At 62.9% G+C, this 17,778-nt stretch carries 18 protein-coding genes; 6 read left to right on the top strand and 12 right to left on the bottom strand.

Features of this window, described 5'->3' with window-relative positions; genetic code table 11:
* The first annotated feature begins 53 nt into the window (after nucleotides 1–53).
* Entirely contained in the window at nucleotides 54–2,684 is a 2,631-nt protein-coding gene (locus OU800_RS07560; RefSeq protein WP_268182517.1) for a DEAD/DEAH box helicase, read from the top strand.
* A 23-nt stretch (nucleotides 2,685–2,707) separates the two neighbouring features.
* On the opposite strand, the gene OU800_RS07555 is transcribed toward OU800_RS07560, so the two are convergent.
* Both OU800_RS07555 and OU800_RS07550 read right to left on the bottom strand, forming a co-directional pair.
* Nucleotides 2,708–3,202: a phosphate-starvation-inducible protein PsiE gene (locus OU800_RS07555; protein ID WP_442964739.1), complete on the bottom strand. Its 495-nt coding sequence runs from the start codon at nucleotides 3,200–3,202 to the stop codon at nucleotides 2,708–2,710.
* A 163-nt stretch (nucleotides 3,203–3,365) separates the two neighbouring features.
* A complete protein-coding gene (locus OU800_RS07550) occupies nucleotides 3,366–4,544 on the bottom strand; it encodes a diguanylate cyclase domain-containing protein (protein WP_268182513.1) in 1,179 nt (392 codons plus the stop codon).
* Nucleotides 4,545–5,678: 1,134 nt separating this feature from the next.
* Between OU800_RS07550 and OU800_RS07545 the strand changes: the two genes are divergently transcribed.
* The 3 genes from OU800_RS07545 (at nucleotide 5,679) to OU800_RS07535 (ending at nucleotide 7,398) form a co-directional block, all read left to right on the top strand.
* A complete protein-coding gene (locus OU800_RS07545) occupies nucleotides 5,679–5,936 on the top strand; it encodes a YebG family protein (protein ID WP_268182512.1) in 258 nt (85 codons plus the stop codon).
* A 78-nt stretch (nucleotides 5,937–6,014) separates the two neighbouring features.
* Nucleotides 6,015–6,416 (top strand): DUF488 domain-containing protein, encoded by a 402-nt coding sequence (locus OU800_RS07540; RefSeq protein ID WP_268182511.1) that lies wholly within the window; start codon nucleotides 6,015–6,017, stop codon nucleotides 6,414–6,416.
* A 178-nt stretch (nucleotides 6,417–6,594) separates the two neighbouring features.
* A complete protein-coding gene (locus OU800_RS07535) occupies nucleotides 6,595–7,398 on the top strand; it encodes a SirB1 family protein (protein WP_268182509.1) in 804 nt (267 codons plus the stop codon).
* Between the two features lie 4 nt (nucleotides 7,399–7,402).
* Here the strand turns inward: OU800_RS07535 and OU800_RS07530 are convergent, their stop codons facing one another.
* The 3 genes from OU800_RS07530 to OU800_RS07520 are packed head-to-tail and all read right to left on the bottom strand — an operon-like array spanning nucleotide 7,403 to nucleotide 8,676.
* The gene (locus tag OU800_RS07530; protein ID WP_268182508.1) at nucleotides 7,403–7,759 is read right to left on the bottom strand and encodes a PilZ domain-containing protein; all 357 of its coding nucleotides are present in this window, start codon (nucleotides 7,757–7,759) and stop codon (nucleotides 7,403–7,405) included.
* 60 nt (nucleotides 7,760–7,819) lie between these two features.
* Nucleotides 7,820–8,242: a DUF4124 domain-containing protein gene (locus tag OU800_RS07525; protein WP_268182506.1), complete on the bottom strand. Its 423-nt coding sequence runs from the start codon at nucleotides 8,240–8,242 to the stop codon at nucleotides 7,820–7,822.
* Between the two features lie 59 nt (nucleotides 8,243–8,301).
* Complete coding sequence (locus tag OU800_RS07520; protein WP_268182505.1) at nucleotides 8,302–8,676, bottom strand: tetratricopeptide repeat protein; 375 nt, start codon at nucleotides 8,674–8,676, stop codon at nucleotides 8,302–8,304.
* 150 nt (nucleotides 8,677–8,826) lie between these two features.
* On the opposite strand from OU800_RS07520, the gene OU800_RS07515 reads away from it, so the two are divergent.
* Together OU800_RS07515 and pyk are read left to right on the top strand one after the other, a co-directional pair.
* On the top strand, nucleotides 8,827–9,633 hold the full coding sequence (locus OU800_RS07515; protein WP_268182503.1) for a tetratricopeptide repeat protein: 807 nt from the start codon (nucleotides 8,827–8,829) through the stop codon (nucleotides 9,631–9,633).
* A 148-nt stretch (nucleotides 9,634–9,781) separates the two neighbouring features.
* Nucleotides 9,782–11,233: a pyruvate kinase gene (pyk, locus tag OU800_RS07510; RefSeq protein ID WP_268182502.1), complete on the top strand. Its 1,452-nt coding sequence runs from the start codon at nucleotides 9,782–9,784 to the stop codon at nucleotides 11,231–11,233.
* 540 nt (nucleotides 11,234–11,773) lie between these two features.
* On the opposite strand, the gene rpoS is transcribed toward pyk, so the two are convergent.
* The 7 genes from rpoS to ispF form a co-directional block, all read right to left on the bottom strand.
* Nucleotides 11,774–12,778, bottom strand: a complete 1,005-nt coding sequence (gene rpoS / locus OU800_RS07505; protein WP_268182501.1) for an RNA polymerase sigma factor RpoS — start codon at nucleotides 12,776–12,778, stop codon at nucleotides 11,774–11,776.
* A gap of 102 nt (nucleotides 12,779–12,880) precedes the next feature.
* A complete protein-coding gene (locus tag OU800_RS07500; RefSeq protein ID WP_268182500.1) occupies nucleotides 12,881–13,759 on the bottom strand; it encodes a peptidoglycan DD-metalloendopeptidase family protein in 879 nt (292 codons plus the stop codon).
* Nucleotides 13,760–13,815: 56 nt separating this feature from the next.
* Entirely contained in the window at nucleotides 13,816–14,745 is a 930-nt protein-coding gene (locus OU800_RS07495; protein ID WP_268182499.1) for a DUF368 domain-containing protein, read from the bottom strand.
* Nucleotides 14,746–14,770: 25 nt separating this feature from the next.
* Nucleotides 14,771–15,406: a protein-L-isoaspartate(D-aspartate) O-methyltransferase gene (locus OU800_RS07490; protein WP_268184228.1), complete on the bottom strand. Its 636-nt coding sequence runs from the start codon at nucleotides 15,404–15,406 to the stop codon at nucleotides 14,771–14,773.
* A gap of 38 nt (nucleotides 15,407–15,444) precedes the next feature.
* Complete coding sequence (surE, locus tag OU800_RS07485; RefSeq protein WP_268182498.1) at nucleotides 15,445–16,194, bottom strand: 5'/3'-nucleotidase SurE; 750 nt, start codon at nucleotides 16,192–16,194, stop codon at nucleotides 15,445–15,447.
* On the bottom strand, nucleotides 16,182–17,240 hold the full coding sequence (gene truD, locus OU800_RS07480) for a tRNA pseudouridine(13) synthase TruD (RefSeq protein ID WP_268182497.1): 1,059 nt from the start codon (nucleotides 17,238–17,240) through the stop codon (nucleotides 16,182–16,184). The genes surE and truD overlap by 13 nt, the downstream gene beginning before the upstream one ends.
* Entirely contained in the window at nucleotides 17,237–17,710 is a 474-nt protein-coding gene (gene ispF / locus OU800_RS07475) for a 2-C-methyl-D-erythritol 2,4-cyclodiphosphate synthase (protein ID WP_268182496.1), read from the bottom strand. Before ispF ends, truD begins: the two co-directional genes overlap by 4 nt.
* Nucleotides 17,711–17,778: the final 68 nt, after the last annotated feature.

Genomic DNA, 17,778 nt, shown 5'->3' with positions numbered 1-17,778 from the left:
TTGCCACATGGCCCAGTCATGCGCCCATTACCTTTCGCCACGGGGCTCAGTTGATGCCCCTGGACATCCACCAGTTGCGTCAGGAGGACTGGCGCTCCGAGTTCGGTGCCGGCGACCTGCGACGCGGCATCGCCTATGCCGAGGAACAGCGCAGCAAGCTGCTCAGCCTGCGCGACAACAGCCTGCTGGCCAATTGTCGTGGCTCGGGCAGCCAGAGCTATCAGCAACGCATTACCCTGCACCCTTATGGGCGCAAATGGAGCGTGACCGGCCACTGCACCTGCCCGGTGGGCTTCAACTGCAAGCATGTGGTCGCCGCCCTGCTCACCCTCGAAGCCCGGCAACGTGATGGCCATGACCTCAGCGACCTGATCGTACCGAGCAAGGAAGTGGCCGAGCAGCGCCTGGAGGGCATCGCGCCGACCGCCGTACTGACCCTGGGCAGCCATGTGCGTGTGCATTTCGACGCTCGCAAGGGACGCATGCTGGAACAGACCCAGCACCGTGCTGCGCTGGCCTTCGACTATGCCGGGCATCGCGTCTTCGGCAAGCCGGCCAAGGATCTGCTCAAGCGTCTGGATGCCGCCACCAATCTGCGTCTGATCCGTGATGCCGCCGCCGAGAACAGCCTGCGTAAACGCCTGGAAAACCTCGGCCTGCAAGTGGCACTGCGGCAGAGCGAGGCACTGCCGGCCGATGCCGGCGAGCCTTTCGAGCTGGAGCACGAACGCGACTGGCTGGCCTTCGTCCACGAGCACCTGCCACGACTGCGTGCCGAAGGCTGGCAGATCCACATGCGCCCGGACTTCCAGTACAACCTGGCGCAGATCGATGACTGGTACGCCGAAGTCGAGCAGGATCCGCAGCAGACCTGGTTCGACCTGGAACTGGGCATCGAAGTGGAGGGGCAGCGCATCAGCCTGCTGCCGATCCTGCTCCAGGCCATTCGTCGTACCCCCTGGCTACTGGCGCCGGAAGCCCTGGCCCAGCGCACCGACGAGGATCGCCTGCTGATCAGCCTGCCGCAGAGCGGCAAGCGTGTCGCCCTGCCTTTCGCTCGCCTCAAGCCGTTGCTGGCGACCCTGGGCGAGCTGTATTTCCGCGACCCGCAAGAAGATCACCTGCCGCTGCGCCTGGGGCGCGCCGATGCCGCGCGTCTGAGCGCACTCAGCGACAACGATCTGCTGAGCTGGCAAGGTGGCAACAACCTGCGTAGTTTCGCCCAGCGCCTACAGCAACTCGGCAGCCGCACCACCCAGGCCCCAGCCGAACTGCACGCTGCCCTGCGCCCCTACCAGTTGCAGGGCCTGGACTGGATGCAGACCCTGGCCGAACTGCAGGTCGGCGGCGTACTGGCCGACGACATGGGCCTGGGAAAGACCCTGCAGACCCTCGCCCATATCCTCAGCGAGAAACAGGCCGGGCGCCTGGACAAGCCGGCGCTGATCGTCATGCCCACCAGCCTGATTCCCAACTGGCAGGACGAGGCCGCACGCTTCGCCCCGAGCCTGCGCGTGCTGGCCCTGCATGGCGCCAAGCGCAAGGCGCTGTTCGAGCAGATCGCCGAGCATGATCTGATCCTCACCACCTACGCCCTGCTACCGCGCGACCTCAAGGCCCTCAACAAGCAACACTACCGTCTGCTGATCCTCGACGAGGCGCAGAACATCAAGAACCCGCGCAGCAAGGCGGCCAGTGCCGCCGGCCAGGTCAATGCCGAGCTGCGCCTGTGCCTGACCGGCACGCCGCTGGAAAACCATCTGGGCGAGCTATGGTCGCTGTTTCACTTCCTCATGCCCGGCTGGCTCGGCGATGCCAAGGCCTTCAATCGCAACTACCGCAGCCCCATCGAGAAACGCGGTGACGCTCAGCGCCTGGCCCACCTGACTGGCCGTATCCGCCCCTTCCTGCTGCGCCGCACCAAGGAGCAGGTGGCCAGCGAACTGCCGCCGAAGACCGAAATCGTGCAATGGGTCGAGATGACCCAGCTACAGCGTGACCGCTACGAAACCCTGCGCCTGGCCATGGACAAGAAGGTGCGCGATGAAATCGCCCGCCAGGGTCTGGCGCGCAGTCATATCGTCATCCTCGAAGCACTGCTGCGCCTGCGCCAGAGCTGCTGCGACCTGCGCCTGCTGGGCGATGCAGGCGAGACCCTGCAGGCCAGCGACTCGGGCAAGCTCAGCGCCCTGCTGGAGATGCTCGAGGAACTGGTGGCCGGAGGTCGGCGCGTGCTGCTGTTCTCCCAGTTCACCTCAATGCTGGCGTTGATCGAAGCCGAACTGCGCAGCCGTGACATCGCCTACGCCAAACTCACCGGCAGTACCCAGGATCGACGCACCCCGGTGCAGCGCTTCCAGGCCGGCGAGTTCCCAGTGTTCCTGATCAGCCTCAAGGCTGGCGGCAGTGGCCTCAACCTGACTGCCGCCGATACCGTGATCCATTTCGACCCCTGGTGGAACCCGGCGGCCGAGGCCCAGGCCAGCGACCGCGCCTACCGCATCGGCCAGGACAAACCGGTGTTCGTCTACAAGCTGATCGCCCGCGGCAGCGTCGAGGAAAAGATCCAGCAGCTCCAGCAGAGCAAGGCCAGCCTGGCGCGCGGCGTGCTCGAAGGCGGCGGCCAGGGTCAGTGGCAGTTGGACGAGCAGGATCTGGCCGCCCTCTTCGCCCCTCTGCAGTAAGGGACAGTGGCGAGGCGGCCCACTCACTCCGCGGCGTCGTCCCGCTCGGCCTCGGCATCTTCACGGTTACGCGGTTTGCTACGCGGGTTGGGCGCAGCCACGGCGGGAAAACGTGATGACGCATAGCGCACCACCAGAATCGCCAGCGCCAGCAGCAGAATCGCGCCCGACACCATCACCACCCCCCAGCTCGGCTTGTGGGTATGGGAAATATCGGAAATCAGCAAACGGGTCAGCGCGGTGATCGCCACGTAGATCATGAAGCGGATCGGCATGTGGTTGGTCTTGAAGTAGATCCCCACCATGGCCGCCAACTCCAGGTAGATGAACAGCAACAGGATGTCATCGATGGTGATATGGCCTTTTTCCAGCATGCCCAGAAAGGCCATCACACCCGCCCAGGCCGTTATCGCACCGATGGCGAACAACGCCAGATAGTGGAAGGCCTCCATCAACAGGTTGCCCAGCGACTCGGCCAGGCCATGCAGCCCTTCACGCAGACGTTCCGCCCAATTCATCGACAACTTCTCCCAAGATCCAAATGAAGGCCTGCCCCGCGCCATGCGAAGCACGCTTGCAGCTCGCCCCGCCGCGCGCAGGCAGCCAAGGCTGCCCACGCAGGAATGACACCAGTTCCAGGATGAGGCAGGGATGTGACGAAACGCCACAGCAGCATGCGCCTCACACCACCGCGAGCACCGAAGGACGCTCCTCGGGCCAGGCATAACAGTGCTTGCCGGCCTTCTTGGCGCGGTACATGGCCATATCGGCCGAGGCCACCAGGCGGCGGCGATCCTCGCCATGCTCGGCACAGCGGGCAAGCCCGACACTGACGCCGACACGAACGTCGGGCTGTTGCACCAACAAGGGCCCATCGAGTGCAGCGATCAGGCGCTGGGCCAGGTGCTCGACAGCATCGGTATCGCCTGCGGCGATCACGGCGAATTCATCGCCCCCCAGGCGTGCCAACACTTCACCTTCACGCACCACGGTCTTCCAGCGCGCCGCCACGGATTTGAGAACGGCATCGCCCAGCGCATGGCCGAGCTTGTCGTTGATGGTCTTGAAGCCATCGAGATCCAGATAGAGCAGCGCCACGGAACGTTCACCACGGCGCGCCAGGGCCAGGGCCTGATCCAGGGTGTCATTGAAGGCACGCCGATTGAGCAGGTGAGTCAGGCTGTCATGTTGCGACTCGAACGCCATGCGTTCGAGCAACTCGCCACGCTCTCGCAGATCGCGACGCAGATCGACGAACAACAGCGTGAGCAGCCCGAGCATGAGCAGTGCCCCACCCCCACCACCCCAGAGCGCCAGCATCGAACGCCATTCGATATCGGCCTTGTGCGCCTTCAGGGCAATCGCCACAGCACGCTCGATGCTGGCGATACGTGTACGCATCTCGCCCATGTAACGCTCGCCACGCTCGTCCGAAAACTGCTCCATGGCCGCTGCCCGGCCCTGCTCACGGTACAGATCGAGGGTCAGCGCCATTTCATCGCGCTTGAAGCGGCCGAGCTCGGCAATGGCTTGCAACTCAGCCTCGTGCGCCTGCATGGTGGGGGTATCCAGCAAGCCACGTAGCTGCTCATCGAATCTTTCCACGGACAAGGCATAAGGCTCGAGATACCGCGCCTTGCCCGTAAGCAGATAGCCGCGCTGATCGAGCTCGGCCTCTTGCAAGCTGGGCAGCAGCAGGCTCAGACGATAAAGAGATCGATACAACTCTTGTACATCACGTCCACTGGAGAAACTGGTCTGGCTGCCCCAGATGGCTCCGATCAGTAGCATCAGACTGAGGTAGAACAGCGCGACCAAGGCCAGCAATTTGCGTTCTACGCGACCGATCGAATCAAGCATAAACATCTCTTGCCTTGTGCATTGCGGAGTCCTTTCATGGCGCACTGACTATAGTTGCGCCTATGGGGAATGCAAGGATTACGCCGACTCCGAGCGCGGCTCCCACGGCGCGACGCGGATTATACAAGACCTATACACCAGCCCAGTTCGCCCCTCTCGTCAAAACCCCCGGTCTTGGTTTTTCAGGCGTCTGTTCCGAATTGCCGCGTTTTTGCTGATGTTCTTGGTTTCGCCCTCCCGGGCGAGTCACTTTGCGGGCAAAGTAACCAAACCCTCCGCCCGATCATCCGGCCCTGGCTTCGCCAGGGTTCGCTCACTCCATCGCCGCTCCAGAGGCCCGCCACGGTGGGCCATCCCTGGCCCATCGCGGCTTTCGCGACATCCATGTCGCTCAACCTCTTCCACGACGATTCCGTTCGCCCTCCTGGGCGGGCTCTGCACGCGCCTGAACCTGCGGTAACCCAGAATTAGTGCGGAGCGCTTGGACATGGGTCAGCCCTAGAGCTGACCGGGATGCCGGCTGCAAGCCGGCAAGTTGAAACTTCGCGAATGAAAGTTTTGGTTTAACTCGATGGCCACATCGCGACTTCACAGCCGCCAGAGCACGCAGGACTAACCTGGCACACCTGTCCGCTCAGGCGCGCGAATGGCCCCTTCAGGAGGGTGAGTGGAATCGTTACGTAGAGGGTTGAGCGGCATGGATGCCGCGAGAGCTGCGATGGGCCAGGGATGGCCCTTCGCAGCGTGCCCTCGGAGCAACGATGGAATGAACGAACCCCGGCGCAGCAGGGCGGGGGCGCCTAGCTCGGATGGCGGGGCCAAGCCTTTTTGCCTTCTTTTGTGGCGTTTGACAAAAGAAGGTCGCCGGGGGGCGAAACGGGAGACATCAGCTAAACGCTTGAATACCGAAAACAACACAAACTTGCCAGTCCGGTGTCAATCAGGCACTCCCCCTGAAAATGTGATGAACCAAGAAAAATCCCAGGGTGCGCCAGAGTTCAGCCCCCATAATTGCGAATCGCTGAACACCGATACACTCGCTGCTGGCAAAATGGCGGCGAGTTCTTTATGCTCTCGAATACTGTATAAATAAACAGCCAATATTGACACGCATGAAGGCAGACGAGGTGATGAATGGCCGTCGAAGTGGTGTACCGCAGCAGTCGCGATCCGGAGCGCTTGTTCATGGATAAAGCCGAAGCCGACCGTTATGACAAGATGCTCGAACTGGCCGAACGGCTGACCGAGGTACTGCACAAGGCGGTTCCTTCGCTGAACGAGCAACAGGGTGAGGAACTGGGTATCTTCATGGCCAAGAACCGCGACGTGTTCGCCAAGGCCTTCAAGAATCAGCCCGACGCACTCGACGAACTGAACGACAACGCCGAATGACCCTCAGGCCCCGCACTTGCGGGGCCTTTGTGTAGATGGGCTATGCTCGGGCCGTCCGTCCTACCAAGGGAGACGAGCATGGTCCAGTGCAAACGCATCTACCTCGCCGCAGCCGCCGATGACGGCCAGCGCGTGCTGGTCGACCGCCTCTGGCCGCGCGGCATCAGCAAAGAGGCCGCGCAACTGGATGCCTGGGTGGCGGAAGTGGCGCCCAGCGACGAACTGCGCCGCGCCTTTCACCGGGACGGCGATTTCCAGGCCTTCCGCCTGGCCTATCGGCAACAACTCGATGCGCAACCGCAACACTGGCAGGCCCTGCTGCACAGCGCGACGACCGGCACCCTCACGTTGCTCTACGCGGCCCGCGACGAGGCCCACAACAATGCCCGCGTGCTGGCCGAGTACCTCGAAGACGAACTGCAACGTACCGGTGAACCCAGCTCCCCGGTGTGCTACCAAGGTGAGTTCGGCATCGATTGAGCAGCCATGCCTGTTCTGTTGTAGGCGCCAATTCATGCGCGATCAATCGAGCCTCAAGGCCGCTCCCCTTCGCGGATAGATCGACTCCCAACAGCCAATCCCCAGTCCCGTGACACGCGAAAACTGGACGCCCGAACGACAAAACGCTACAAACCAGGGAGGAAGCGGAGATCGTGCGATGAGCCCACGTCAAGCCTGTCTGCTGTGTCTGGAGCGAGATCCACCGGCCCTGTTCGAGGCGGCTCTGTGGATTGCTGCCGAACATGATCCGCACGCACAGCCACCCCAGGTGCTGGCTGACCTGCATGGTCTGCAGGTGCAGGTGGCCGCCGGCCTGCCCAGTCTGCCACTGCGCGAACTCGCGCAACCCTTGCTGCGCCGCCTCAGCGAGCTGGATTATCACCAGGACGATGAAGGCCCGACGCGACCGCGCCATGCCTTGCTGCACGAAGTCCTGCGCTGGCGCCGTGGCCAACCCCTGAGCCTGGCACTGATTGCACTGGAACTGGCCAGACGCCTGGACATTCCCCTGCAAGGCGTGAACTTCCCCGGTCATTTCCTGCTACGGGTTCCAGGCGCCGATCACCTGCTCGATCCCTGCGGCGGCCGTCGCCTGTATACCCGCGACTGCCGCGAGCTGCTCGTGCATCATCTGGGGCCGCAGGAAGAACTGGGGGCCGCCCACCTGCAAGCGGCGGATGCGCGCACCATGCTGCTGCGCCTGTCACGCAACCTGCGCCAGCTACACGTGCAGCAGGACGACCATCTGGCGGCGCTCAAGGATGCCGAGCGGGTGTTGCAGCTCGGCCCACCGAACCTGCTCGATCATCTGGCCCGAGCCACCATCTACCAGCAACTGGAATGCCCGCAGGGAGAACGTTACGACCTGCAGCACGCCCTGTTGCTATGCGAAGAGGAAGGCATGCGCCTGCAACTGAGCCAGCGCCTGCGCAGTCTCGACAGGGCGCCAGCCCTGCACTGAGGCGTCAGGCCGAGGCCGACAGCGAATGGAAACTGAAGTAATAGCGCAGCGCCTCGATCATCTCGAGGTAGTCTTGAGGCGGGGGGAACAAGGAGAAGCCCGAGTCATAGGAGCCTGGCGTGACATCCTCACGGCACCACTGGCATTTGCCGGACAGGTTGATCAGGCGCAGGCCGTGCGCAGAGGGAATCTTCAGTTGCATGTCGAACTGCACGCCCACCAGCAGGGGTATCTGACTGATCAGCATCAACCCATCGAGGGAGACATTGCCGATCGACCCCATCGGCTTGTCCGTGATGCGGTTGAAGACCTTCAGGTAGTAAGGCAGCTGATGCCGCTCGATTCGACGCTGGCTAGGCATGATGGCATATCGCTACAAAGGTTTCCGAGTATGCGCCTTCGAGCCATCACACTACCAGTCTCAGGAGCACCGCTCGGCGATGCGCTCGCGTATCTGGCGACGAGCGGTGTCGAGCTCATCATCACTATAGTAAATACGCTCGCCGTTGGCCTCCTCCCGATAGTAGGAATAGCCCTCCGGTAACTGCGCCATGCGCTGACGCAACTCGCGGCATTCACTGGCACGCTGTTCGCGCTGCTGCGCGGCCTGCTCGGCGGCCCGTTGCCGCTCCTGTTCACGGGCCTGATAGAAACGCTGGCTGCGCACCTCCCGCTCACGGGTATCAGCATCGCGCTCGATCACCTGCGGCCTGACCTCGATCACCTCGGCACCGGCAGCCGGGCGCTGGCCAAAGTGCACGCGGCCTTGCTCGTCCGTCCAGCGATAAATCTCCGCTGCGGCCAGACCCGGTAACAGCGATACGATCAGAAGCAGGTGGCGCATGCTCATCCTCCATGAAGGCCACCAGCTTATACCGCAGCAGACAGCGCGCAAAGCCTGGCTCAGAGTGCAGCGGGACTGGTCTTGACGGCGGCTGCCGGCGTGTAGTGACCGAGCTGCTGCAACGTCTGCAGGCGTGCACGCGCCCGATAGGCATACTCGCTGGCCGGGTAGCGACTGATGATGAACTGATAGGTCTGCGCGGCATCGACGAACAGGTTCTCGCGCTCCAGGCACTGGCCACGCAGCAGAGAAATTTCCGGTTGCAGGTAGTTGCGCGAACGGCTCTTGCGCTCGGCCTGCGACAGTTCCAGCACGACACGCGCGCAGTCTCCTTCGTCGTAGGCACGATAGGCGTTGTTCAGGTGATGATCGAGCGAGACACGGGTGCAACCCGTGGCGGCCAGCGCCACGGCCAGTATGATCAGGGTTTTCATAGGCAGATCCTCCGATGAGCAGTGTATCGACAGGCCAGGCAGAAACTGAACTGCCACAAACCTCCGATGGGTTCTGCCCTTGCTGCCTTGGCGCCACCCCTTGCACTCACTAGACTGCGTGAACAGGTCGATTCCGGCCAAGGAGCCCACATGCTGCTCATCCGCCCGCTGTTCCTGGTCATGGCCACAACCTTGCTGAGCGCTTGCGCCCCGACGACCCCGCTGTTCATCGCCCAGGTCACCACCAACGAGGTGGTCGAATACAAGGCGCTCAAGGCCAAGCGCATGAGCGCCGCCATCGAAGAAGAAGGCGATCTGCTCACCTACAGCGCCATGGCCATCCGCGATGCCCATAGCGACAAGGCCGAAGCGCTCTATCTCGATGGTTATCGCGACCAGCAACTGAGCGATGAGGTGCGCGCGATCGCCCTCTACCAGATCGGCCTGATCTACATGAACAGCTTCAACGATCAGCGCGACGACGCCAAGGCCCTCAATTATTTCTACAAGGTCGTCAACGAATTCCCCAACAGCCGTGCTGCCAGCCGCGCCGAGAAACGCATCGCGATGATTCGCAAGCGCGCCGAGGAGCCGGTGCATAAGAGTTCGCGCGAACTGCTGGAACACTGGCAACCGAGCCAGAACCTCGATCTGTACAAACCCAGCCTCGACCAGGACATGACCCTGCTGTCGCGCCGCGCCGTGCTCAAGGATCGCGTAGCCGAAGCCGAAGAGCTCTACCTGCTGGGCCTGGCCGACCCACACATAGCGGCAGACATCAAGGAAAAGGCGCTCTACCAGCTAGCGCTGATGTACATGGCGCCAGACAACCCCAGCGCCGATCGCGAAAAGGCCATCGCCTACCTGCGCCGCCTGCTCGCCGAGTACCCCAACGGCGAGCTGCATGCCAAGGCCTCCCTGTTGCTCGACAAGGCGATCAACCTGAACACGCCCTGATTCGTGGTACTGGTCGCCCCCAGCACCATGCCGGGGCAGACGACATCACATTGCTCAAGGCGAACGGCAAAGGGTAGTGCACGGGAACAATGACTACAGCGAAAGCCCGTAGTAGCCTCCCTGCTATCGTTGACTAGGGAGTTCGTGCATGACCTTTCGCCGCACCAAAATCGTCGCCACCCTCGGCCCGGCCAGCAGCTCGCCGGAAGTGCTGGAGCAACTGATCCTCGCCGGCCTGGACGTGGCCCGTCTGAACTTCTCCCACGGCACCCCGGACGACCACAAGGCACGTGCTGCCTTGGTTCGTGAATTGGCCGCCAAGCATGGTCGCCATGTCGCCCTGCTCGGTGACCTGCAAGGCCCGAAGATCCGTATCGCCAAGTTCGAGAACAAGCGCATCGAACTCAAAGATGGTGACCTGTTCCGCCTCTCTTCCAGCCACTCGCGCACTGCCGGCAACCAGGAAGTGGTCGGCATCGACTACCCGGCGCTGATCCAGGACTGTGACGTCGGTGACGAACTGCTGCTCGACGACGGCCGCGTGGTCATGCGTGTCGAACTCAAGGGTGCCGACGAACTGCACTGCCGCGTGCTGATCGGTGGCCCGCTGTCGGACAACAAGGGCATCAACCGTCGTGGTGGTGGTCTGACCGCACCGGCCCTGACCGAGAAGGACAAGGCCGACATCAAGGTCGCCGCCGAGATGGAGCTGGACTACCTCGCCGTATCCTTCCCGCGTGACGCCGCCGACATGGACTACGCCCGCCGTCTGCTCACCGAGGCTGGGGGCACAGCCTGGCTGGTGGCCAAGATCGAACGCGCCGAAGCCGTGGCCGACGACGAAGCCCTCGACGGTTTGATCCGTGCCAGCGATGCGGTGATGGTGGCCCGTGGCGACCTGGCTGTGGAAATCGGCGATGCCGAGCTGGTAGGCATCCAGAAGAAGATCATCGCCCACGCCCGCCGCCTGAACAAAGCCGTGATCACCGCCACGCAGATGATGGAGTCGATGATCCACAGCCCGATGCCGACCCGCGCCGAAGTCTCCGACGTGGCCAACGCCGCGCTGGATTACACCGACGCGGTGATGCTGTCGGCCGAGAGCGCCGCCGGCGAATACCCGGTCGAAGCCGTACAGGCCATGGCCCGCGTGTGCCTGGGCGCGGAGAAGCACCCGACCAGCAAGCAGTCCAGCCACCGCCTGGGCCGCACCTTCGAGCGCTGCGACGAGAGCATCGCCCTGGCCACCATGTACACGGCCAACCACTTCCCCGGCGTCAAGGCCATCATCAGCCTCACCGAGAGCGGCTACAGCCCACTGATCATGTCGCGCATCCGCTCGTCGATCCCGATCTTCGCCTTCACCCCGCATCGTGAGGCCCAAGCCCGCGTGGCACTGTTCCGTGGCGTCTACACCGTGCCGTTCGATCCAGCCTCGCTGCCGGCCAACAAGGTCAGCCAGGCGGCGGTGGACGAGCTGCTCAAGCGTGGTGTGGTAGAGCCTGGCGACTGGGTGATCCTGACCAAGGGTGACAGCTACCACGGCACTGGTGGCACCAACACCATGAAGATCCTGCATGTCGGTGATCCGATGGTGTAAGCCGTACCGGCCTGACCCTTGAATAGGACAGCGAACGCAAGAGGCCCCTGGCAAATCGCAGGCAAAAAAAGGGGCGGGAAAACCCGCCCACTTTTTGTCCCTAGTCCCTCTATTTCCCAACTCATCGTCCTGATGAATCGCTTCTTGCGATGTTCCTGATCATCTTCCTGACAACCTGTGCCGTTCCCTGAGCACGGGTTCGATATTACTCGCCCTCGTTTCGCGCTCAACCCCGTGCGACACGGCGAGCAGTCACCTCGCCAAACTGATTGGCATAAAAATACTATTAAATATCAATGGCTTGAAATTTTCACACAGGAAAAAAAGCAAAGATCAGAACCCGCTTGCCCTGAAGACTGACGCTGCATGTAAGCGATGACTGACATGCGGGATCGCAGATCCGCTGCTTGGCTGCCGGGGGCCAGCCGTGAAAAAGCGCTTCGAGGCAGCCCCCCCTGATCGCGAATGAACTCGCTCCCACAAAGCAGGCAATAAAAAACCCGGCCAGCGGGCCGGGTTTCATGGGAACAGGGCCAGGTGTTACTGGAAGAGCGCGTCGCTGGAAAGGCCATTCTTCTCGAAGATCTCGCGCAGCCGTTTGAGCGCTTCGACCTGAATCTGCCGAACCCGCTCGCGCGTCAGGCCAATTTCCTGCCCAACCTCTTCGAGCGTGCTGCTCTCGTGCCCGCGCAGGCCGAAGCGGCGAATCACCACCTCACGCTGCTTTTCCGTCAGATCCGACAGCCATAGGTCGATGCTCTGGGAAAGGTCGTCGTCCTGCAGCAAGTCGCAGGGGTCGGTGGGCCGGTCATCGGTGAGGGTGTCGAGCAGCGTCTTGTCCGAGTCCGGACCCAGCGATACGTCCACCGAGGAAACCCGCTCGTTCAGACCCAGCATGCGCTTGACCTCGCCGACCGGCTTTTCCAGCAGGTTGGCGATCTCTTCGGCCGAAGGCTCGTGATCGAGTTTCTGCGTCAGTTCGCGGGCCGCTCGCAGGTAGACGTTCAGTTCCTTGACCACATGAATGGGCAAGCGAATGGTGCGCGTCTGGTTCATGATCGCGCGCTCGATGGTCTGGCGGATCCACCAGGTGGCGTAGGTAGAGAAACGGAAACCCCGTTCCGGATCGAATTTCTCCACGGCACGGATCAAGCCCAGGTTGCCTTCCTCGATCAGGTCGAGCAGCGACAACCCACGGTTGATGTAGCGTCGTGCAATTTTCACCACCAGGCGCAGGTTGCTCTCGATCATGCGCTTGCGCCCAGCAGGATCGCCCTTCTGCGCCAGACGCGCAAAGTGCACTTCCTCTTCAGGGCTGAGCAAGGGAGAGAAACCGATTTCGTTGAGATAAAGTTGCGTGGCGTCGAGCGCCCGGGTGTAGTCGATGTGTTTGTGCTGCTTGGATGGCGTGGAGTGCTTGGCTTTGCGCGACGAAGAGGCAGGCGCCTCGTCGGTCTGAAGTTCGTCCAGGACGATTCCGGGCTCCATCAGGAGCAGTTCATCGTCGACGTCAAACTCCGGCGCTTCTTTTTTAATGAGTGCCATTATTGTTGCCCCAGTGTGAGTTCGACAACAGACTCTGGCGGAACCGTCCCGGCTACACCTGAGCCCGTCCCTCCTACGTTCCGGGACGAAACTGGCAACGCATCAACGACTTGGCAGATATTGCAGCGGGTCTACAGGTTTTCCTTGGCGGCGAATCTCAAAATGCAGTTTCACCCGGTCGGCTCCCGTGGAACCCATCTCGGCAATACGTTGCCCGGCCTTGACCTGCTGCCCCTCCCGTACCAATAGCCTGCGGTTATGACCGTAGGCACTCACGTAGGTGTCGCTGTGCTTGATGATGATCAACTCGCCGTAGCCCCGCAAACCACTCCCGGCATATACCACTGACCCATCAGACGCAGCTAAAACAGGCTGGCCTAATTCCCCGGCGATATCAATGCCTTTATTCAAACTGCCGTTTGAGGAGAAACGGCTGATCACGGCGCCTTGCGTTGGCCAGGCCCAGCCCTTGGCAGAGCGGGTGACGGGGGTGACCGGCGTGGTGGCCGGCGCCGCCGGTGCCGCCGGTGCCGGACGTGTAGCCGCCGTGGCCGGAGTGCTGGACGTGGGTTGGCTCGGTACGGGGGCAGGCGCCCTGGGCGCCGGATTGCTCGGAGCGCTGGCGACCACGGCCGGACTGCTTGGGACGGAAGTCCTATTACCGAAGTGAATGATCTGCCCAACCCGAATCAGATAAGGGTCACGCAAGCCATTGTGCGCAGCCAGCGCCTTCCAGTCCCAGCCGAAGCGAAAGGCAATGGAGTAGAGGGTATCGCCGCGCTTGACCACATACTGCCCGGTACGCACCGGCTGACGCTGGATCAGCGGCGCCCTGCCCTGGTTCTGGCCACGCTCGACTACCTGCACACCGCCTGGTGGAGAGCTGACACAAGCGGAGAGCTGCACAGCGCCCAACAGCACGAGGAGCAGACGAAGATCGACGGCTCTTGCAATCAGCGCTTGAAAGGTTGTGCGACTCACCCAGTACTCCCTGAAACGATCCTGAATATCAATATGACCCGACCCGCACGGCCGGATCAACCAGCCTCTTGCGGTTTGCGCCGGGCCAGCCACTCCAATCCCAGCACCAGAGCGACACCGGCAATCGCCAGGACGATGGCCAGCAGCAGTTGCGCGTCCTGCCCACTGACTGCGCTGAACTGCGTGGGCAACAGGTTGTGCTGCAGCAGAGGCACTTGCTCACCCTTGCTATCGATTCGCCAGCTCAGGGTCTCCTTCCAGGGCCAGACCTTGTTCAAGGAACCGAGCATGAGCCCGGTCAAGAATGCCAGGGTCAGATCGCGCCAGCGTGACAACAGCCAGCTCAACAGCCGGGCGAAGCTGAGGATACCCACCAGGCACCCAGCGGCGAAGACCGCCAGCACGGCCAGATCCAGACTCTTCACGGCGCCCAGCACGGTGGCGTAGAGGCCGAGCAGGAGCAGGATGAAGCTGCCGGAGATGCCCGGCAGGATCATCGCGCAGATGGCGATGGCACCGGCGCAGAACAGGGTCAGCGGATCATCGCTCCACTGCACCGGCGCGGCCACCGTGATCCAGTAGGCGAAACCCAGGCCGAGCAGGAAGCTCAGCACGCGGCTCCAGTTCCAGCGGCCGATGTCACGCCCCACCATATAGGCCGACACCAGAATCAGGCCGAAGAAGAACGACCAGACCGGCACCGGATGATGCTCCAGCAGGTAGGTGATCAACCGCGCGAGGCTGAGGATGCTGGTCAGCACCCCTGCCAGCAGCACCACCAGGAAGGTGGCATTGGCCTTGTTCCAGGCTTCGCGGATTCGCCCCCGCACTAGCAGGAACAGGGCCTCCGGCACGCTGGCGATGGAGCGCAGCAGCTCGTCGTAGATACCACTGATGAAGGCGATGGTGCCGCCGGAAACGCCCGGCACGACATCGGCCGCCCCCATGGCGATGCCTTTGGTATAGAGCAGGAAATATTTCTTCATGGATCCTTCCAGGAAACCACGGCCCTCAGGCCAGTGGACCATTCAACAGGGGAACGAAGCGCACCGCATCGAGCACATGACGGGAGAAGCCGTCATCCTCGCGGACGATCACCAGTAGCTGCTGCACATCGCCGCTGCCCACCGGAATCACCAGGCGCCCGCCAGGGGCCAACTGATTAAGCAAGGCTGGCGGCACATCGGCTGCCGCGGCCGTGACGATGATGCCGTTGTAGGGGCCAAGCGCATTCCAGCCCTCCCAGCCATCGCCCCAGCGAAAGACCACGTTGCGCAACCTGAGTTCGGCCAGACGCTCCTTGGCCCGCTCCTGCAACACCTGGATGCGCTCGACCGAGAACACCCGCTCTACCAGTTGCGCCAGCACGGCGGTCTGATAGCCGGAGCCGGTGCCGATCTCCAGCACCTTGTCCAGCGGCCCGGCCGCCAGCAGCAGCTCGGTCATGCGCCCCACCATGTAGGGCTGGGAAATGGTCTGGTTATGCCCGATGGGCAGCGCGGTGTCCTCGTAGGCGCGGTGCGCCAGCGCCTCGTCGACGAAGAGGTGACGCGGCGTGCGGCGAATCACTTCGAGCACCTGGGCATTGGACAACCCCTCTTCGTAGAGGCGTTGAATCAGGCGCTCGCGCGTTCTCTGAGAGGTCATGCCGATCCCGCGGCGTTGCATGTCGTCCTGTTCGCGCATCAGAAGATGCCCTCCAACCAGCCAGCCATCGTTTCCAGAGCCTCGTTGAAGGTGCGGTCGAGGCGCAACGGCGTGATCGACACGTAACCCTGCATCACAGCATGGAAATCCGTGCCTGGGCTGCCATCCTCGACGTCCCCGGCGGCGGCGATCCAGTAGCCTTCCTTGCCCCGGGGGTTGACCACCTTGACCGGCGCCGCAGCGCGGGCGCGATGGCCCAGACGAGTCAGTTGCACGCCACGGATGTGCTCCAGCGGCAGGTTGGGTACGTTAACGTTGAGCACGGTGCGTGGCGGCAGCTCCAAAGTCGCATGGGCCTCGACCAGCTTGCGCGCGAAATAGGCGGCAGTCGGCAGGTTGTCGGGCAGGCGCGAGAGCAGGGAAAAGGCGAATGCCGGTCTGCTCAGGAAGCGCCCTTCCAGGGCCGCAGCCACGGTGCCCGAATAGAGCACATCATCACCCAGGTTGGCGCCCAGGTTGATGCCGGAGACGACCATCTCCGGCTTCTGCTCGAGCAAACCGTTGATGCCCAGATGCACGCAGTCGGTCGGCGTGCCATTGAGGCTGATGTAGCCATTGGGCAATGCCATCGGGTGCAACGGACGGTCAAGCGTCAGCGCACTGCTGGCACCGCTGCGGTCTTCGGCAGGGGCGATCACCACGCACTCGGCATAGTCGGCCAGGGCCTGGTGCAACGCGGCGATGCCGGGCGCGTTCACCCCGTCGTCGTTGGAAATCAGAATTCGCATGGAGTATCCGTCTGCCCTGCTGGCAACAGGTCGAGCAATTCGCGCACCACCACGGTGGCGAAACACCCGGCCGGCAGGACGAATGCAAGTTGCAGAATATCGGGTTCGGGATAATGCCACGACAGGCCGCCGATGGGGAGGCGAAGAATGCGCCGTTCGTGAGCCATGTCCGCCTTGGCCAGCCATTGCACCAGCGCTGCGGCCTCATCGGCTACTTCCTGCTCCAGCTGTCGGGTCTCACCAGCGGTCGGCAAAGGCCCGTCGCCCCAGAGCGGCCCGGTGGGATGCAGATCGAGCGCGGCCAGACGCGGGTCGCTGCATTCGGCCTCGCCCGCCATGAAGAAACTGCGACTGCTGGTGAACGCCAGCAGATCACCGACCTGCGCCTGATTCCAGGTGCCGGCCGCGACACGCCTGGCCAATACCTGGTTGAACAGGTAGCTGCGCGCCGACGAGAGCAGGCGCGAACGCAGGTTGCGCTGCACCGGCAGCTCCAGGCGAGAGGCGAAATCACGGGCCTGCTCGACATTGCCGCCATCGAAACCGAAGCGCTGCAGGCCGAAGTAATTGGGAACGCCCTGCTTGGCGATGCGCTGCAAGCGCTGCTCCAGGGCATCGCGATCTGCCTCAAGCGCCGTCAGACGCAGGGTGAAGCCATTGGCGGCGTGGGCGCCGCGCTGCAGCTTGCGGTTGTGCCGCTGGCTGCGCAGGACACTCAGGTCATCGCCCTGGGCAGCAGCCAGGTCGGGGTCGGCCTTGCCCGGCAGGTGCAGGCTGAACCACTGCCGGGTCAACGCCTGGCGATCCTTGAGCCCGGCGTAGCTGACCGCCTTGAGCGGCAAGCCAGCAGCACGGGCGATGCGCCGGGCCGCATCCTCGGTATTCAGGCCGCGTTTTTCCACCCACAGCCAGAGATGCTCGCCCTGGCCGGTGAGCGGGATGTCCAGCACCTCGTCGACCTGGAAGTCCTCGGCCGTGGCCTTGAGCACGGCGCGGCCACAGGCCTGGCCATGGGCACATGGCCCCAGCAGTTGCAGCTCGTTCATACTCTGACCAGCAGGGCCACGGCGTGCACCGCGATGCCTTCCTCACGCCCGGTGAAGCCGAGCTTCTCGGTGGTGGTGGCCTTGACGTTGACCTGATCCAGCTCCACGACGAGATCCTCGGCGATGCACTGGCGCATGCTCTGGATATGCGGCGCCATCTTCGGCGCCTGGGCGATGATGGTGGCGTCGACATTGCCCACCACATAGCCCTTGGCCCGCACCAGGCCCATCACATGGCGCAGCAGTACACGGCTATCGGCGCCTTTGAAGGTCGGGTCGGTATCGGGAAAGTGCTTGCCGATATCGCCCAAGGCCACCGCGCCGAGCAAGGCATCGCTCAGAGCGTGCAGCAGCACGTCACCATCGGAATGGGCGACGAGGCCAAACTTATGGGGAATCCGCACGCCGCCGAGGGTGATGAAATCGCCTTCGCCGAAGCGGTGTACGTCATAGCCATGACCGATACGCATAAAGAACAACGCCCTGAAAAAGTCAGGGCGTGATTCTAACCGCATTGATCCGTAGCCCGGACGAAATC

The sequence above is a fragment of the Pseudomonas sp. GOM7 genome, from assembly GCF_026723825.1.
Lineage (GTDB): Bacteria > Pseudomonadota > Gammaproteobacteria > Pseudomonadales > Pseudomonadaceae > Aquipseudomonas.
Note: the sequence above shows the minus strand (reverse complement) of the source record. Positions and strands in the feature narration are given on the sequence as shown.

Bases quoted from the DNA above. Each gene is read 5' to 3' on its own strand.
- OU800_RS07540 (WP_268182511.1), top strand. From the start codon at position 6,015: ATGGTCCAGTGCAAACGCATCTACCTCGCCGCAGCCGCCGATGACGGC.
- OU800_RS07530 (WP_268182508.1), bottom strand. From the start codon at position 7,759: ATGCCTAGCCAGCGTCGAATCGAGCGGCATCAGCTGCCTTACTACCTG.
- surE (WP_268182498.1), bottom strand. From the start codon at position 16,194: ATGCGAATTCTGATTTCCAACGACGACGGGGTGAACGCGCCCGGCATC.
- OU800_RS07515 (WP_268182503.1), top strand. From the start codon at position 8,827: ATGCTGCTCATCCGCCCGCTGTTCCTGGTCATGGCCACAACCTTGCTG.
- OU800_RS07490 (WP_268184228.1), bottom strand. From the start codon at position 15,406: ATGACCTCTCAGAGAACGCGCGAGCGCCTGATTCAACGCCTCTACGAA.
- OU800_RS07525 (WP_268182506.1), bottom strand. From the start codon at position 8,242: ATGCGCCACCTGCTTCTGATCGTATCGCTGTTACCGGGTCTGGCCGCA.
- OU800_RS07545 (WP_268182512.1), top strand. From the start codon at position 5,679: ATGGCCGTCGAAGTGGTGTACCGCAGCAGTCGCGATCCGGAGCGCTTG.
- OU800_RS07550 (WP_268182513.1), bottom strand. From the start codon at position 4,544: ATGCTTGATTCGATCGGTCGCGTAGAACGCAAATTGCTGGCCTTGGTC.
- OU800_RS07535 (WP_268182509.1), top strand. From the start codon at position 6,595: ATGAGCCCACGTCAAGCCTGTCTGCTGTGTCTGGAGCGAGATCCACCG.
- rpoS (WP_268182501.1), bottom strand. From the start codon at position 12,778: ATGGCACTCATTAAAAAAGAAGCGCCGGAGTTTGACGTCGACGATGAA.
- OU800_RS07560 (WP_268182517.1), top strand. From the start codon at position 54: ATGCCCCTGGACATCCACCAGTTGCGTCAGGAGGACTGGCGCTCCGAG.
- OU800_RS07520 (WP_268182505.1), bottom strand. From the start codon at position 8,676: ATGAAAACCCTGATCATACTGGCCGTGGCGCTGGCCGCCACGGGTTGC.
- truD (WP_268182497.1), bottom strand. From the start codon at position 17,240: ATGAACGAGCTGCAACTGCTGGGGCCATGTGCCCATGGCCAGGCCTGT.
- ispF (WP_268182496.1), bottom strand. From the start codon at position 17,710: ATGCGTATCGGTCATGGCTATGACGTACACCGCTTCGGCGAAGGCGAT.
- OU800_RS07555 (WP_442964739.1), bottom strand. From the start codon at position 3,202: ATGAATTGGGCGGAACGTCTGCGTGAAGGGCTGCATGGCCTGGCCGAG.
- OU800_RS07495 (WP_268182499.1), bottom strand. From the start codon at position 14,745: ATGAAGAAATATTTCCTGCTCTATACCAAAGGCATCGCCATGGGGGCG.
- pyk (WP_268182502.1), top strand. From the start codon at position 9,782: ATGACCTTTCGCCGCACCAAAATCGTCGCCACCCTCGGCCCGGCCAGC.